This window comes from Paenibacillus sp. JT31N11 (assembly GCF_056269285.1).
The window spans coordinates 799,842-816,038 of record NZ_JBWDNQ010000002.1 but is presented as its reverse complement, the minus strand read 5'-3'; the positions used below and the strand labels follow the sequence as shown (position 1 = coordinate 816,038).

13 protein-coding genes are annotated in these 16,197 nt (G+C 50.3%); 11 read left to right on the top strand and 2 right to left on the bottom strand.

The annotated features are described in order from the left end of the window. Positions 1–3 precede the first annotated feature (3 nt). The 11 genes from iolB to AC0YNV_RS11745 all read left to right on the top strand — a co-directional run bounded on the left by iolB (position 4) and on the right by AC0YNV_RS11745 (position 13,753). Positions 4–831 carry a 5-deoxy-glucuronate isomerase gene (gene iolB / locus AC0YNV_RS11795; protein WP_475768261.1) on the top strand — a complete coding sequence of 276 codons (828 nt, stop codon included), beginning with the start codon at positions 4–6 and terminating at the stop codon, positions 829–831. Between the two features lie 250 nt (positions 832–1,081). Beyond that, complete coding sequence (locus AC0YNV_RS11790) at positions 1,082–1,954, top strand: AraC family transcriptional regulator (RefSeq protein ID WP_475768260.1); 873 nt, start codon at positions 1,082–1,084, stop codon at positions 1,952–1,954. A 272-nt stretch (positions 1,955–2,226) separates the two neighbouring features. Next, on the top strand, positions 2,227–3,087 hold the full coding sequence (locus tag AC0YNV_RS11785) for an oxidoreductase (RefSeq protein ID WP_475768259.1): 861 nt from the start codon (positions 2,227–2,229) through the stop codon (positions 3,085–3,087). A gap of 316 nt (positions 3,088–3,403) precedes the next feature. Continuing rightward, complete coding sequence (locus AC0YNV_RS11780) at positions 3,404–4,177, top strand: RCC1 domain-containing protein (protein ID WP_475768258.1); 774 nt, start codon at positions 3,404–3,406, stop codon at positions 4,175–4,177. Next, the gene (locus AC0YNV_RS11775) at positions 4,134–5,285 is read left to right on the top strand and encodes a stalk domain-containing protein (protein WP_475768257.1); all 1,152 of its coding nucleotides are present in this window, start codon (positions 4,134–4,136) and stop codon (positions 5,283–5,285) included. The genes AC0YNV_RS11780 and AC0YNV_RS11775 overlap by 44 nt, the downstream gene beginning before the upstream one ends. A 264-nt stretch (positions 5,286–5,549) precedes the next feature. Next, positions 5,550–7,343 (top strand): histidine kinase, encoded by a 1,794-nt coding sequence (locus tag AC0YNV_RS11770; protein WP_475768256.1) that lies wholly within the window; start codon positions 5,550–5,552, stop codon positions 7,341–7,343. Then, on the top strand, positions 7,336–8,961 hold the full coding sequence (locus tag AC0YNV_RS11765) for a response regulator transcription factor (RefSeq protein ID WP_475768255.1): 1,626 nt from the start codon (positions 7,336–7,338) through the stop codon (positions 8,959–8,961). The genes AC0YNV_RS11770 and AC0YNV_RS11765 overlap by 8 nt, the downstream gene beginning before the upstream one ends. Positions 8,962–9,185: 224 nt before the next feature. Beyond that, the gene (locus AC0YNV_RS11760; protein ID WP_210037790.1) at positions 9,186–10,127 is read left to right on the top strand and encodes an ABC transporter permease; all 942 of its coding nucleotides are present in this window, start codon (positions 9,186–9,188) and stop codon (positions 10,125–10,127) included. A 13-nt stretch (positions 10,128–10,140) separates the two neighbouring features. Then, positions 10,141–11,094, top strand: a complete 954-nt coding sequence (locus tag AC0YNV_RS11755; protein ID WP_379114043.1) for a carbohydrate ABC transporter permease — start codon at positions 10,141–10,143, stop codon at positions 11,092–11,094. 67 nt (positions 11,095–11,161) lie between these two features. Further along, positions 11,162–12,760, top strand: coding sequence for an ABC transporter substrate-binding protein (locus AC0YNV_RS11750; RefSeq protein ID WP_475768254.1), 1,599 nt, complete (start codon positions 11,162–11,164; stop codon positions 12,758–12,760). 81 nt (positions 12,761–12,841) lie between these two features. Beyond that, on the top strand, positions 12,842–13,753 hold the full coding sequence (locus tag AC0YNV_RS11745) for a phytanoyl-CoA dioxygenase family protein (RefSeq protein ID WP_475768253.1): 912 nt from the start codon (positions 12,842–12,844) through the stop codon (positions 13,751–13,753). Positions 13,754–13,936: 183 nt separating this feature from the next. Here the strand turns inward: AC0YNV_RS11745 and AC0YNV_RS11740 are convergent, their stop codons facing one another. Together AC0YNV_RS11740 and AC0YNV_RS11735 are read right to left on the bottom strand one after the other, a co-directional pair. After that, positions 13,937–15,523, bottom strand: coding sequence for an MFS transporter (locus tag AC0YNV_RS11740; RefSeq protein ID WP_475768252.1), 1,587 nt, complete (start codon positions 15,521–15,523; stop codon positions 13,937–13,939). Then, positions 15,520–15,945: an SRPBCC family protein gene (locus AC0YNV_RS11735; protein WP_475768251.1), complete on the bottom strand. Its 426-nt coding sequence runs from the start codon at positions 15,943–15,945 to the stop codon at positions 15,520–15,522. Before AC0YNV_RS11735 ends, AC0YNV_RS11740 begins: the two co-directional genes overlap by 4 nt. Positions 15,946–16,197: the final 252 nt, after the last annotated feature.

Genomic DNA, 16,197 nt, shown 5'->3' with positions numbered 1-16,197 from the left:
GAGATGAGCGATCTTATCGTAAAACCAAGCCAGATCCCGGATGCCGAAGGCAATCTGCTCCGGATTACGCCGGAGTCCGCTGGCTGGGAGCATGTCGGCTTCGAAGTATACACACTGGGCAGCGGTGAACGGCTTAGCCGCCCAACCGGCAGTCAGGAAGCCTGCATCGTTCTCCTCGGAGGCAAAGCGGATGTATCCACGGACAAATTGGAATGGAAGCAGATCGGCGAGCGCATGAGCGTGTTTGAGAAGATCCCGCCTTATTCCGTATATGTTCCTTCCGGAGACAGCTTTGCCATAACGGCGCTGACCGAGCTGAGAATCGCTGTCTGCTGGGCCCCTGGCAAAGGGTCGCAGCCTGCGCGTCTGATCGCTCCCGGGCAGGTGGGAGTCGAGCTTCGTGGACAAGGAAGCACAGAGCGGCTCATTCACAACATTTTGCCGGAGTCTGAGGCAGCGGACAGCCTGCTGGTCGTTGAGGTGTTTACCCCGGGCGGCCATTGGTCCAGCTACCCGCCGCATAAGCATGACAGAAATTTTCTGCCGGAGGAATCCCTGCTGGAGGAGACCTACTATTACCAAGTCCAGCCGGAGCAGGGATTCGCGGTGCAGCGGGTGTATACGGATGACGGGTCGCTGAACGAGACGCTTTCCGTTGCGAGCGGCGAAGCCGTACTCGTGCCCAGGGGTTATCATCCGGTATCCGCGCCGCCGGGCTATGAAGTCTATTATTTGAACGTAATGGCGGGACCGGTCCGCACGTGGAAGTTCTATAATGATCCGAATCACGCATGGCTTATGCCCAAGCCGGCGAATCTGCCGGGAGTCTGACAATTCCGGGTGATGCCTGCTGCAAGATGCGTGAATATCATACATGCTGCATATTGAAATTGTGGAGGAGCATCCGATGCGGTGCTCCTCTTTTCCATTCGAAGGAGATGATCTTTACCCGTGATAACCATATGGCGGTGGCTTATTGAATTAGATGAGTAAGGAGGTTATGATTTAATCAATAAAGGAAACCTAGGCCATCTAACTTCGGTTACCTTCTGTGGCTTTCGAAAAAAAGGAGGTCGGAGCAATGGCGCTGCGAACCAGGAAAGTATCAAAAGTTCCGCAGGATTTGACACAAGCCCCCTACTATCAAGCGGCTTTAAGAATGAACGATCTGACCGTGATCGAGACCTGTACGCATACAGAAGGCAAGAAGGGGACTATGCTGCTGGAGGATCATCTGCTTTTATTTGTTCTTGACGGAAAATACACGGTGCGGTTCGGCGATCAGGAGTTTACGGTTCGTAAAAATGAAATGGTTCTGCTCCAAAAATCGATTGTGGTGGAATTTGAGAAGTCAGGGGAAGAGGAGTCAAACTATTTACTGAACTACATGATGTTTTTTTTGAAAGAAGAATTGATTACGGAGTTTATCAAAATGGCGGATCTGCAGAACGCGTACCCAGCCGCAATCGTTCCAATTTCTATCAGCGCGGTCAATGACCGGCTTGTCAGCTATATCGAGTCTCTCAAACCCTATTTCAAAGAACCGGAACAGGTAGAGGATGGATTGGTTAAGGTTAAATTATTGGAATTATTGTTTGATGTGGCAAATGCCAACGAAAAATTTTTATTCCAGTTTTTTATGCTGAAGCGTAAAGAACGGAAGAATATTACCGAGGTGATTGTGGAGAATATCACAAACCCGGTTTCTCTCAATGATCTTGCCTATTTATCAGGCCGTAGTTTATCGAGCTTTAAACGGGACTTCCAGGCGATTTACAATACTTCGCCTCTGCAATGGATCAGAAATCGCCGATTGGATATGGCCAAAGAATTATTAACCCATTCATCCTTATCGGTTACAGATGCCTGTTTCTCAACTGGATTTGAAAATGCAGCCCATTTCTCCAAAGTATTCAAAGAAAGGTTTGGATACTCTCCATCCTCGCTTAAGTAATCGAGAAAAATATATCAGCACCTCTTTTCAATCAATGGAGACCGCATGGTGATCCAATGCTTGAAAAAGGTGCTTTTTTCATTTCTGCGGGTTCATTGCCTGAGCAAAGGTACATGGCGGCATGGCGAATGATTTTGAGCTAAATAGACAAATACTCTGGACTTCCAAGCAAAGTAGATCCATTTATGCTCTGATATAGTTATGGTATCAGCCAGCCTGGAACCATGAATGGAGAAGGCGGTCAGCACTTCAAGCTAAGGGAGAGAATATCCATGTCAAACAAGAAAACAAAGCAAAAAGTATGGTTTATTACAGGCGCGGCAAGAGGATTCGGATTTGAGATCGTAAAAGCGGCTCTCGAAGCAGGCGATAAAGTTGCAGCCACGGTCCGGAGCAAGCCGGAACAATTGGCAGCGCAATTCAACAACAACGAAAACCTTCTTGTTACAGTATTGGATGTTACGAACGAGGCGATGGCCATTGATAACGCTTCACAGACCATCAGAAAATTTGGCAGAATCGATGTTCTCGTCAATAACGCGGGCTATGGATTGTTAACCGCAGTCGAAGAAGCATCCGGTGAAGAAGTCAGACAAAATTATGAAACGAATGTCTTCGGATTATTGAATGTCATACGTGCTGTGCTTCCACACATGCGCAATCAGCGTTCCGGACATGTTATCAATATTTCATCGGTTGGCGGGCTAAGCGGCTATATCGGCTGGGGGATATACGGTTCCACAAAATTTGCAGTCGAAGGAATTACGGAAGCGCTGGCGCTGGAGCTGGCTCCGTTAGGTATACATGCAACTGTAGTAGCGCCAGGCTTCTTCCGTACCGATTTCCTGGACACGACTTCCTTGAGCCGGACCGGAAATATTATTGCGGATTATGCGGATACGGTCGGCAAAATGCGGGATTTTGCTACGGAAGTAAACAAGAAGCAGCCCGGCGATCCCAAGAAATTGGCTCAGGCCTTCATTACATTAGCCGAATCGGAGAATCCGCCGGTCCATCTGCCGCTGGGCAGTGATTCACTGGCGCGCTATCGCGATAAGACGGCTCGTTTTGAGACAGAGATCGGCGAATGGCATGAGGTAATCACGGGCACAGATCATGACGATGTCAAATAATGAATCGAAACAGAGTATTATTTCTGATAAAATCGTCTCTCAAGATTCATTTCCTGTGAAGGAAATAATTAGATTTTGTAAAGTAGGTCCTGAGTACCTGGCGGTATAGTCTATTCTACTCTTAACGATCAAGTCACCCTTGAAATTTACATACCGACAACAAGGCTGCCGCGGCAGCCTGTTTTTTTTGCAAAAGGGAGTCCTGCACATGAAGCGGATAAGAAATATTTGTAAAATTATAGCGAATCTTATAGAATACTATCGAACCCTAGTATATTTTACCTATTATATTCAGAGTTGAGGAGAGGTTGGAAAGATGAAACGGTTATTAGGTTTTTTTCTCGTATTATGCTTGCTGGTTGTCTCGGCAAATTGGACAGCGGAGAACGCCGCCGCCGCCGCTCAGCCGAAAATTGTTGATATTGTCGGGGGAAATACGATGCTGTTGGATGATGGTTCTTTATGGACATACGGCTCTGATGGACATGTGCACAACAATCTTAACCTGGCGGCCATTGCCGGCAATGGCAATAACGGTTATGGATTGACCCGTGACGGCAAAGTCGTCTCATGGAATCGCGGAATTTTCAAGCCTGAAACAGAATACGGCGGAGTCCGTCTGGTAACGGAAGGCGCATGGCTTAAGACGGATGGCACGGTGTGGAACTATGACGGACCGATCAAAGAGCTTGATGGGACCGCACTGATTGTCGCAGACGAGACATCTTACGCATCGCTATCGCAGACGGGGGATATTCTGTACGGCAGCAGGAAGCTGGGCAAGGTTTCCGCTGCATCCGATATTGTTATGATGGATACGCATGACGGCAGGACAGCCTTGCTGGATCGCAGCGGCACAATAGTGATTTACGATATTTATAACCTTGACAAAGATACGCTGGAGGTCATTCCGGAAACGATGACTGAGGACGCCGTTCACCTGGCCTATGCCAATGACGGAACACTGCTGGTGACCCGTAAAGTTAACGCAGCAAATCAGCGGACTGAGCAATATTACCCGCACATCCGCACTGGACGACGATTCCTTGTTTTATGCCAAAAAAGCCGACGGCAGCTGGCTGATTTATAATAATGAGGTGATTAAGCCTTTAGTGGCTCCTGCCGTGCAAAGTATTACATTCGCGCTGGATAAGCTTGCGCCCAATGTCGGGGACAAGGTGAAAGCGGAAATTACGGAGCTCTATTCCAATCAGGCGAAAATAAAAGTGCCGCTTGGCAAAGCGAACGTAACCGTTCAGAAGCCGCATTTGTTAAAGCCGGAGAGCGACGGTACCTTTAAGGTTATGGGCGTCGGAGAAACGCAAGTTACCGTAACGTCGGGCGGGGTGTCGAAGACCGTTACCGTATCGGCGAGTCTAGGCCGCGCCTTGCATAATGCGAATCAGATAAAAGGCGTTGTATTCCTTCCCGTCAAACCGGTGTTCCAAGCGTTGGGAGGGACCGTCTCCTATACGGCTGCATCCAAATCATTTGCGATCAAGGTCGGTCAGACAAACATTGTACTCACCAGCGGCAGCGTCAATGCGCTGCTCAACGGTAAACCCTATAAGATGAAGGCAGCTCCGCTAGTGTCGGGCGGGGAGACTTTATTTCCGGCCGGACTTCTTGCAGATGCATTAGGAGCAAAGCTGCAGTGGGATACAGGATGGCAAGAGATGAATATTACATTCGGTAAAGCGAAAATGACCATACAATCGGCCGAAACGGCGAAAATCGAGAAGCGGGAAGCACAGGGAAGCTTGACCGCATTTATCGTAAAAACATACTGGGTTAACCACTTCCAGGGATGGGAACGATTCGTCAAGCTGACGGTTGCCGATATCGAGCCGGATAAAAACGGCTATTTTGAAATTGTGTTTAAAACAGCATCAAACAAAGAATTGAAATCCTACGCCATGCCGGCGTCAAATGTTCAGGATACCTTGACCGACGGCTATTCCTTTACAAATTACGATCCGTACAAGAAATATAAATGGTCATCCTCTGTATGGAATGCCGTGAAGGCGGAGAAAATCTCCATGGGCATGACAAAGGAACAGGTGCTTCTGTCCTGGGGCAACCCGTCGTCCAAAAGCTCGCTCTCTTCAGGCGGAATAAATGTGGAAACATGGGGCTATTCAGGCTTCAATTACGTAACGTTCACCAATGGCAAAGTATCGGGAATTTATACAGGCTAATTGCAGCAACGACTCCCGGTGATCCGTCTTCCTGATAAGAAGATGATCACCGGTTTTTTTTTTGCGAACAGGATGATGACAACGATCAAAATAGAGATAAGGATTGAAATAAAGCCGTTTAAATTTTAAGATAAACCTAATGAATTTCATGGAAAGGGTATGAACGGATTCTATGGTTCGGAAATTGCTGACTGGAATCAAATCTCCTGCTATATTATGTAGAAAGCGCGTACATTTGAATCCCCCAGTGAAAGGTGCCATTCCATGACGTTCACGAAAACGTTGCGTTTTAGACTATTGGCTGGTTTTATCGCCGTTATCGTTCCCCTGGCCGTCGCTTTGTTCATGCTTAATCTGTATGCGATGAATGTTGTCCGGGACGAAGTCTCGCAGTCTACGACCAATTTTCTTTCCATTCATGTGAATCAGATCGATAACAGCCTCGAGAAGGTCGGCAATTATTTGCTGCGGCTCGTTTCCAGCAAAAACTATTACTCGGATTTGATCGGACTTTCCATTTATCCGGAGGGGAGCAGCAATTATTTTTTTGCCAAACAACGCATCTATAACAGCTTCCAGGATGAAATTACCTCGAATTCTTATGTGGTCGTGGATACGTTTTTCACGTATACGGAGAAATATAACGAATTGATCGCATCGCAGGTCGATTATGCCAGCTCCCAGAAGATGAACGAGATGCTTACCCGGTTTATTCACAATGGATCGCTCAGCAACAGCCATACCTGGCAAATCGTTGAAGATGCGCATCGTTATTATTTGGTGCGGACCGAGCAGATCCAGATTGAACCGAACGTTTATGTCGGCGCGCTCATTCCTGTCGAGAATTTGATGAAGGATTTGCGCTCACTGGATCTCGGGCCTACAGGACAAGCGATGCTCATTTCCAATAATGCGGTGTCGCTGACGGATACGACGTGGGATAATACCAGTCTTCAGGACATGGTGCGGAAGCTGTCGGTCAAAACCGAGCCCTATCAAATTATGAAAAATCCGGCCAACGACAAAGATTATATTTTGGTTGGCTTTCCGGTGATGCAGGCCCCCGTTATGCTTGCCGTTACGATACCGGATACGGATCTCCTCCAGAAGCTGCCTTATTTTCAGCGCGGACTCGTCTTGATCCCGATCGGTCTTGTCCTCCTGCTTATTATGTTCTGGATCGTCCTCAAGCAGGTGCTGCACAAGCCGATGAATTCCTTGATCCGCGGCATGCGGAGAACGGCGCAGGGCGATTTTTCCATTCGCTTAAGCGAAGGCGCTACCCAGGAGTTCAAATTTCTGAATGAAACGTTTAACCGGATGGTTTCCCAGATCCGGTCGCTGAAGATTAACGTATACGAAGAAATGCTCAAAACGCAGGAGGCGGAATTCAGACATTTGCAGTCGCAGATTAACCCGCACTTTTACCTCAACTCGCTGAATATTATACACAGCTTATCGAAGCTTGGACATAATGATCTGGTTATGGAAATGGCCCATCACCTGACCGATTTTTTCCGGTTCATTACCCGGGCTAACAGGGAATATATCACGTTGGAGGAAGAGACGGAGCATATCCGTAACTATCTGGAGATTCAGCGGTTGCGCTTTCCCAAAAAGCTGACCTTCGAGATGACGGTGCCCCGCGAGTACAAAAATCAGAGCGTGCTGCCGCTTATGATTCAACCCTTCGTTGAGAATGCGGTTGTGCATGGAATGAAAACGGGGAGGCATGTTTTTCATATTACGGTAGAAGCGCGCTCCTGTTCTGAGAACCCCCGGGTCTTGGAAATCGTCATTGCCGACAACGGCATCGGTTTTTCAGCAGAAACGTTGGAGCGTTTAAACAGCGGCCTGACAACCGAAACCGCAAATAGCGGCAGCCTCGGTATTCTCAACGTTCAGCACCGGCTCAAGCACAAATACGGCAGGTCGGTAAGCATCCGATTTCAAAATCGTACACCTGCCAATAACGGCGGCGAGCTGACCGGAGGCGCGGAAGTAACCCTTAGGATCCCATTTGACGCTAGCAAGGAGGGTAACCAAACAGATGTATAGACTGCTTATCGTAGACGATGAAATCTATGCTGTACAAGCCGTTCAAGTCGGCATTGATTGGGAGTCGCTGGGGTTCTCCGACGTGTATTGCGCATACGATGCGGTAGAAGCCAAAGGCTTTCTGCTGCAGCACCCCATTGACGTCATGATTTGCGATATTGAAATGCCCGGCAGCAGCGGGGTAGAACTGCTTGAGTGGGCGAATGAACATTCTCCAGCTACAGTAACGATTATGCTTACGGCGCACGCGGATTTCAATTACGCCCGGCAGGTCGTTCAGCTCTCGGGATTCGATTATGTGCTGAAGCCGATTCGTTACGAGCAGTTCCGGACCATTGTGGAGCGGGCTTTGACAGAGGTGGAGAACAACAAGGAGGCAAAACGTTTCGAAGAGATGTACAAGACGTATGCCAAGCTTCAGGAATCCCAGAAACCACTGCTTAAGGAGCTGTTTTGGCAGGATCTCTTGTCCAAGCGCATCCATCCGTATCCCGAGCAGTGGGACGAGATCATGAACAAGTATCAGGTAAGAATAGCCAAGGACCGGTATGTCATGCCGATTCTGCTCAGCGTAGAGCATTGGGATCGGGAATTTACCGAGCGCGATGAAGAAATATTGATATACGCTCTCCGCAACGCCGCGTTCGAGCTGCTCCGGCCCCGGGACGTGGAAGGAGACGTGATCGAAGACCGCAGCGGCATTTTGTTTGCTTTGTTATACTGGCCGGATCCCAAGGCGTATTCCCAGGATGAACTCAAAGAAGCCTGTCAGCGTTATATAAGAGCCTGTTCCCGTTATTTTTACTGCAGTCTGTCCTGCTACATCGGGGAAGCCGTACCGATTCCGGATATCAGTCCCGTCTATCACCGGCTGATCGAATTGGAACAAAGCAATATCGTCAATACCGGCCAAGTCCTGTTCTTGAAGGTTAATGACGGTGCGGATGCTCCTCTTCCGCGCAAGATGACCTCGTTCGCGTTCGATCCGGCGGAGTGGACGCTTCATCTCGAAGCAGGAAGAACGGAAGCGGTCATCCGTCAAATCGAGGAATTGTTCAGAGGCGATGCGGCGTCCGGCATGAGTTCGGAAACGCTGGATGCTTTGTATCATACGCTGCTGGGATTCGTTTATCAGACGGTTCATCATAAGGGCGGGTCAGTCAAGCAGCTTCTCGGGAATTCCAAATGGTCGGAAGCCGCAGCGGCAACGCGTTCAGTGACCCAGTTTTTGGCATGGACGCGCAAGCTGATCCTGTCGACGGCCGAATACTTCGATAAGAACAGGACGGAGAGCTCGGCGCTTGTCGAGAAAGTAAATGCATATGTGGAAAGCAATCTTCAAAGCGTTACAAGGGAAGAGCTCGCTTCAGCGGTTTATTTGAATTCCGCCTACTTGTCCAGGCTGTATAAGCGGGAGACCGGAATGTCGTTGATGGATTATATCATTTCGATGAAGATGAACCGGGCGAAGCAGATGCTGACCAAATCCAATATGAAAGTCAGCGATATCTGCGATAGTTTGGGCTACGAGAATTTGTCCCATTTCGCGAAGACATTCAAGAAGCAGGTCGGTATTACGCCGCAGGATTTCCGCAAACGATATCAGGCGATCGGGTAGTCGCGTGCGCGGGGACCGACTCCACTTCATAAGGTGGAGGGCGGTCTCTTTTTTTTAATTTATAGCATGTATACCGCCAGAGGACGGCGACCGCCGTTTCTTCTTATGCCATAGAAATCATAAAAACGTTACTTCGGTCACAATACGCTATTTTTCGGGTGCAGACAGTAACCTATAATAAGCTGACAGACTTCTTAATCGAGACAAGGAAAGGATGAACCTGCATGCAGAAGAAAGCGGCGGTCCGGCGGCAATCGTTCCTGAAGAAGCTCAGCAAGAACAAGATGCTGCTATTGCTGCTGCTGCCTGGAACGCTATATTTGCTGCTGAACAACTATTTGCCCATGTTTGGAACTATAATCGCTTTCAAGGATTTTGACTATCAGAAAGGGATCCTTGGCAGCGAATGGAACGGATTCGCGAATTTCGAGTACTTGTTCAAAACGCCGGACGCCTGGGTCATTACCAGAAATACGGTGCTATACAATGCGGTATTCATTGTCCTCAACACCATCGTTGCCGTAGCCGTCGCAATTGGCCTGAATGAGCTCCGCAACCGGATCATGGCCAAATTTTATCAAAGCGTCATGTTCCTGCCTTACTTTCTCTCCATGATTATCGTCGGTTATCTCGGATTATCGCTGTTAAGCCAGGAATTCGGTTATATCAATAAAAATGTATTGGAACCGCTCGGATTATCACCGGTTGCCTGGTATGCCGAGCCCAAATACTGGACCTATATTTTACCGCTTGTGAACTTGTGGAAAAACATCGGTTATCTGAGCGTTATTTATTTGGCAGCCATCATCGGCATCGACAACGAGTATTATGAGGCTGCGTTAATTGACGGCGCTTCCAAATGGCAGCAGACCAGGCGCATTACGTTTCCGCTGATCATGCCGGTGATTACGATCATGACATTGCTCGCCGTCGGCAAAATATTCAACTCGGATTTCGGCTTGTTCTTCCAGGTTCCGCTGGATGCTGGCGCTTTATATCCGGTAACCCAGACCATCGACACCTATGTATACCGGGCGCTGCTCCGAATCGGCGATCTCGGCATGTCATCGGCTGCCGGCGTCTATCAGGCTGTCGTTGGATTCGTTCTCGTACTTTCATCCAACTGGATCGTCCGCAAAATCAATAAAGAAAACGCACTGTTTTAGGAGGGGGTTTGAGATGAAAACGACGATGCAGCAGCAGACCGCCTTGAATGTGGAACAACATGTAAAGTCAAATGAGATTAACGCGATTTCTCCGGTAACGAATGTGGTGTTGAACATCCTGTTCTGGGTCTATACCGTATTATGCCTGTTTCCCATTCTTGTCGTGTTGGCCGTTTCGTTCTCTGATCAGAAGCAGGTGACGCTTCACGGCTACAACATTATTCCGAGGCAGTTCAGCCTGGATGCCTATTCTTATCTGCTGAACGATGCAACGCAAATCGTGCATGCCTATGGACTGTCTATCCTTGTCACGGTAATCGGGACGACACTTGGATTACTGATGACGGCGTTGTTCGCCTACCCGATCTCCAGACAGGATTTCGATTTCCGCACATTCTTCTCCTTCTTCCTCTTCTTTACGATGATCTTCGGAGGGGGACTCGTTCCCTGGTACATCGTGTTCACGAACTGGCTCGACATGAGAGACACGATATGGGCGCTGATCATTCCAGGCCTGCTGTTCAATGCCTTCTACGTGATCATCATGAGGACATTCTTCCAAACCTCCATCCACCCGTCGATCATCGAATCGGCCGGCATTGACGGGGCGGGAGAGCTTCGAATCTTCTTCCGGATCATTTTGCCGCTTTCCACGCCCGTAATGGCGACGATTGCGCTGTTTTATACGATCGGCTATTGGAACGACTGGTTTAATTCCCTGGTATTCATCCAGCAGGATAAACTGGTCAGCCTGCAGTACCTGATGTATAAAACGATGATGAACCTGCAGTTCCTGGTTTCGAACGCAGCGAATACCGGCAATGCGGGCGGAGCCATCGCCAAGCTCCCTGGTGAAACGGTGCGTATGGCGATGGCGATCATTGGTATGGGACCGATCGTACTGGCCTATCCGATATTCCAGAAGTATTTCGTCAAAGGGCTGACGATCGGGGCGGTCAAGGGATAAATGTTAATGATCGGCTGTATCCGGCTTTGCCGGTGAGCATAAATAACATCTACTAGGAGGATGAAACATGAACGCTTTGAAGAGGGTCAGGCTTACCGCTTTCGCATTAATGATTATGACCGTTTTGGTTCTCTCCGGGTGCGGCGGAAACAATGCCAACAACACGGCGCCGCCTGCGGACGATTCTAATGGAAGCGGGACCGAGCCGGCTGCGGCAAATGCAGCCAATGGCACCGATGCCGCAAACGCTCCTGCAGCAGCGGATTTGCCGGAGTATACGATTAAGATGTTCGTGCCGGGCGTACCACAAAAAGATATCGCGCTCATCAACGAGGAAGCCAGCAAATACTTGAAGGATAAAATCAATGCGAAGCTGGAAATGACCATTGTCGACTGGGGCAGCTGGCCGGACAAAATGAACCTGAAGTTCGCATCGAACGAAGCCTTCGATATTAACTGGGCAGCCTCATGGGATAACTACTTCTCGAGAGTCGAGAAAGGCTCGTACCTGCCGATTAACGATTTGATTGAAAAATACGGCCAGGACGCCAAGGCCATTCTTAATCCGGCCCTGCTCAAGGGCGGCTTGTACGACGGGAAAAACTATGGCCTGCCGGTTAATAAAGAAATCGCGTCCCAACGCGGCCTTCTTCTGAACAAGGCGCTTGTCGAGAAATATAAAATCGATATCAGCACCATCAAGACCTTGACCGACCTGGAGCCGTATCTGGACATCATCAAAAAGAACGAGCCGGGTATTACGCCTTATTTAATGAACAAAAGCGTCAATCCTATCGATAATACGGTCGCGTTCGGCAACGAAGCCGAACTAGTGCTGAACATGACGGATGGGGGCGCTGCGATCGACCGTGAAGCGGCAGGGGATGAGCTGAAGGTGTTTAATATTTACGCGGATCCCCGTTATAAAGAATCGCTTGAATTGATGCGCAAATGGTATCAGGCAGGCTATATTAACAAAGATGCAGCCACGCTTCAGGATTTCGACGGCGCAATCAAAGCCGGCCAATGGTTTGCCTTTACGGATCAGCTCAAGCCCGGCAAGGATGCGGAGAAGACCAATTCCCACGGCGTTCCGATGGTTCAGGTCGAGCTCACGCAGCCAATTATTTCAACCGGAGACGCGCTCGGTTCCATGATGACGATCTCTGCTACATCGAAGGATCCGGAGAGAGCCATGATGTTCCTGAACCTGCTCTATACCGACAAATACCTGGTCAATTTGCTCTCATTCGGGATCGAGGGCAAGCATTATGTCAAAAAATCAGACAACATCATTTCTTACCCGGAAGGAATAGACGGAACCACGTCGGGCTATAACCCGGGTACGCCATTCATGTTCGGAAATCAATTTAACGATTATCTGTTCGACAACGAAAATCCGGGAAAATGGAATGAGTTCGAGAGGTTCAATGGCGAAGCGGTAGAATCCAAGCTGCTGGGCTTCAATTTCAACATCGAACCGGTGAAAAACGAAATTTCCGCATTCCAGAATGCCGTGAAAGAATTCACGCCTGGTCTGCATACCGGCACGGTTGATCCGGAGGAAGTGCTTCCGAAATTCCTGGAAAAAATGAAATCGATCGGCATGGATAAGGTTTACGCGGAAGTGCAAAAGCAGTTGGATGAGTGGAAGGCATCCAAGTAAACTGGACGGAATAGCGGCCGGGCTAACGTGCAAATTGCGTTAGCCCTTCTTAAATCCAGGACAACAGGGAGACTGAAACCCATGAACAAAGTACTGATGGACTCACAAATTGAACAGTTTATGGAGCTTGGCTGGGTCAAAGTGGAGGAGGCATTCCCTACTGCGCTGGCGCTCGAATCGCAGGATTTCTTATGGGAGCAGTTAATAAGGTATGGCATCGATCGGGGTGATCCGGCAACATGGGATAAGCCGATCCTGTTTGTGCAGGAATCATTCCGCAGCCCGTCGTTCGACAGATGCAATTCGCAGCGGCTGGGCGGGGCTATCGAAGACTTGATCGGCGTCGGCCGATGGACGGAGAAGGTGCTTTGGAACGGCGACCCGAACCGGAATTACCCAACGTGGGGCTGGTGGCCGGTCAACTTCCGACTTGGAGGAGACAAAGAATGGGATGTGCCTGCGGCAGGCTGGCACTGGGACGGAGCGCATTTTCGCCATTACGTCGACGCATCGGAGCAGGGACTGCTCTGTTTATGCATATTTTCCGAGATTGGGAAGCACGGTGGCGGGACCTTGGTAGCGGAAGGATCGCATCAGGTCGTGGCCCGCTATTTGGCAAGCAAGACGGAGGGAGTCGAGTCGCAAGAGGGGATCGACGAGTGCAGCCTTCAGCATCCCTGGCTTGCCGCATTGACGGGTCAGGCCGGCGATGCTTTCCTGCCGGGGGAGGATCGGATTGGCAAGTTCATGGACCATGCATACATCGATGAGCACGGTACCCGTCTGAAGGTCATTGAAACGATTGCATCGCCGGGCGACGTTATTTTATGCCATCCGTTCCTGTATCACACCCCTTCGCAAAATCATAGCGGCATTACGCGGTTCATGTGCAATCGGACGACTCCATTGAAAGAGCGGATGAAGTTCGACCGAAACGATGGCACGGACTATTCACCTTTGGAAATCAGCGTCAAACGGGCCCTCAACCGATAAACATCGTAAAAAAGCACCCTCGCGGGTGTTTTTTTATTACAAGCAACGATTGTATTTTGATCGTTGCCAAGTTGCATGCATTCTGTGTGATGTTCAGGAAGAAGTCTGAGACACCGCGGCTGGGATTCGTTACCAATTCGTCAACGATTTTCGGTGGTTCGAATCTCTGACTATGCAGTGCAACTAACTTGATTCTTTGGCAGCACCTAATACTGTTTCTGGGATACTGCCGGTTTGGTTAGACGGAGTCTCCCCGATTGGTCGTACGTGCCGGAGCCGCGTCACGACAAGGATGATGATATCTAGCATAATAGCTCCGCTGGCTGCCGCAACAGCGTGCATCCCGCCGGTAAAAGCTTCGCGGGCGCCGGTGAGAAGTGCCGTACCGATCTGCTCGGGGAGGCCTTCCGCTACGGCCATGGCACCGGCCAAGCTGTCGCGGGATGCTTGTACTGCGGACGCCGGCAAGTCGGCAGGAATGGAGTCCGCGACTTGGTCGCGGTAAATGGCCGTGCTGATGCTGCCCAGGACCGCGATGCCCAGGGCGAAGGCGAATTCGCCACTGGTCTGCATCATGGCGGCCGCCGATCCCGCCTTCTCGGGCGGGGCCGAACCGATGATCAGGTCGCTTGAGAGGCTCGGCAGCGGGGCTGTGCCTAAGTTGAAGAAAATATATCCGATCACCAGAATCATGAGACCGGACTCAACTTGGGTCAGCAGCAGACAGCCAATTGTCGAGATCAAGAGACCCGTTCCGATAATGCGGGCTGGGCGGATTCGGCGCGCGATGAGCGGCGAGAGGAACATCCCGGCCATCGACGCAATTACACCGGGGAGCATGCACAACCCTGCCTGAAGCGGCGACAGCCCTTGCACGAATTGGAGGTACTGCGCGACGAAGAGCATGGTCGCGCCTGTCAGCGTGATGCCGAACATACCTCCCAGTGCGGCGCTGAAGCCGGGACTCGCGAACAGGCGAAGGTCCAGCAGGGGGTTCGTCAGCCTGCGCTGCCGCAATACGAACATAGTGCCAAGGACGGCACCCGTCAAAATGAACAGCAAAGGGACTATTTGCAGACCGTGCTTGGCGATTTCCTTGAGGCCGTATATGACCGGCAGGATGGAGCCCAGCGATAGCGCGACACTGGTCAAATCCAACCGACCGGGTTCAGGGTGACGGTACTCGGGCAGCAGCAGCGGCCCGGTTATGACCAGAAGCAACATGACCGGGACGCCAAGCAGGAATACCGCGCCCCACCAGAAGTGATCCAACATGATACCTCCGACTACCGGTCCAAGCGCCATGCCGCCCATGGAACACATTAACCATATGCCGACGGCTAGGGAGCGCTGCTTGTGGTCGCGAAACATGTTGCTTATCAAGGCCAGCGTAGATGGCGATACAGTCGCCCCGGCGATACCGAGTAATGCGCGTGCCAGAATAAGCATCTCAGCGCTTCGGGAGAATGCGGCCAATAACGAGGCTGCTACAAAGGCCATCCCGCCGTACAAAAGCAGTTTGCGGCGGCCGATCCGTTCACCCAGCGTGCCCATCGTGATCAAAAATCCTGCGAGCATGAAGCCGTAGATGTCGATGATCCACAACTGCCGGGCGCTGTCCGCGCCGAGATCGGCGCCAATGTGCGGCAGTGCGAGAATCATTACGGAAAGGTCGATCGAGACGAGAAGAGCGGGCAGGGCTAGTACCGCGAGCCCTGTCCATTCCCGAATGCCGGCATGCATCTCATTCCCATTCACAGCGTTCATCATTCGTTCTTCCACTGCTCGCCTAGCTTGTCCAACATAAATTTTGTCCCATGCTCGCGCTGTTCTGGCGTATCATGGCCATCGAAGAAGGCCCCTTGCTCGGTGTAGATGAGCTGTGCGCCGCTGCTCGCCGGCTTAATTTCCACCGTCGTCACGGAGACCGATATCCGTGTCTCTCCCTGGTCCAGGGTGTACGTATAAACGATACGACTGTTCTGAACGATCTCTTGATAGCCGGCGTCGAAAGTAAACGGGCCACTGCGGTTGATCTCCCGTCCGCCGACCCGGAAGTCGAACTCGTCGGCCTTCGGGTACCACTGGGCTTTAGCCGACGGGTCCGACCAAGCGGCGAATACCCGCTCCGGCGATGCGCTATAATTCCGCTCGATAACAAAGGTAGCGTACTTTACAGATCGTTCGTTCATAATTTATATTTCCTCCCTTGGTTGGCTCATTCGGAAGTTCACCGATGAAGTCTTGAACGGTCAACGCTTCATTATCCTGCATAAGGTTTGTTATGGCTGAAATGATTGCCGGCAACAACGGATTTGACCTGATACAGCGACAAGCCGAGCTTATTCAATGACAGAATATGCTGCAGGCGTGCAATATCGGATTCGTTGTTTCGACAAGTTCTTCATTTTCCACTTTCGTTTCATGATCATCCCCTTTTTTCG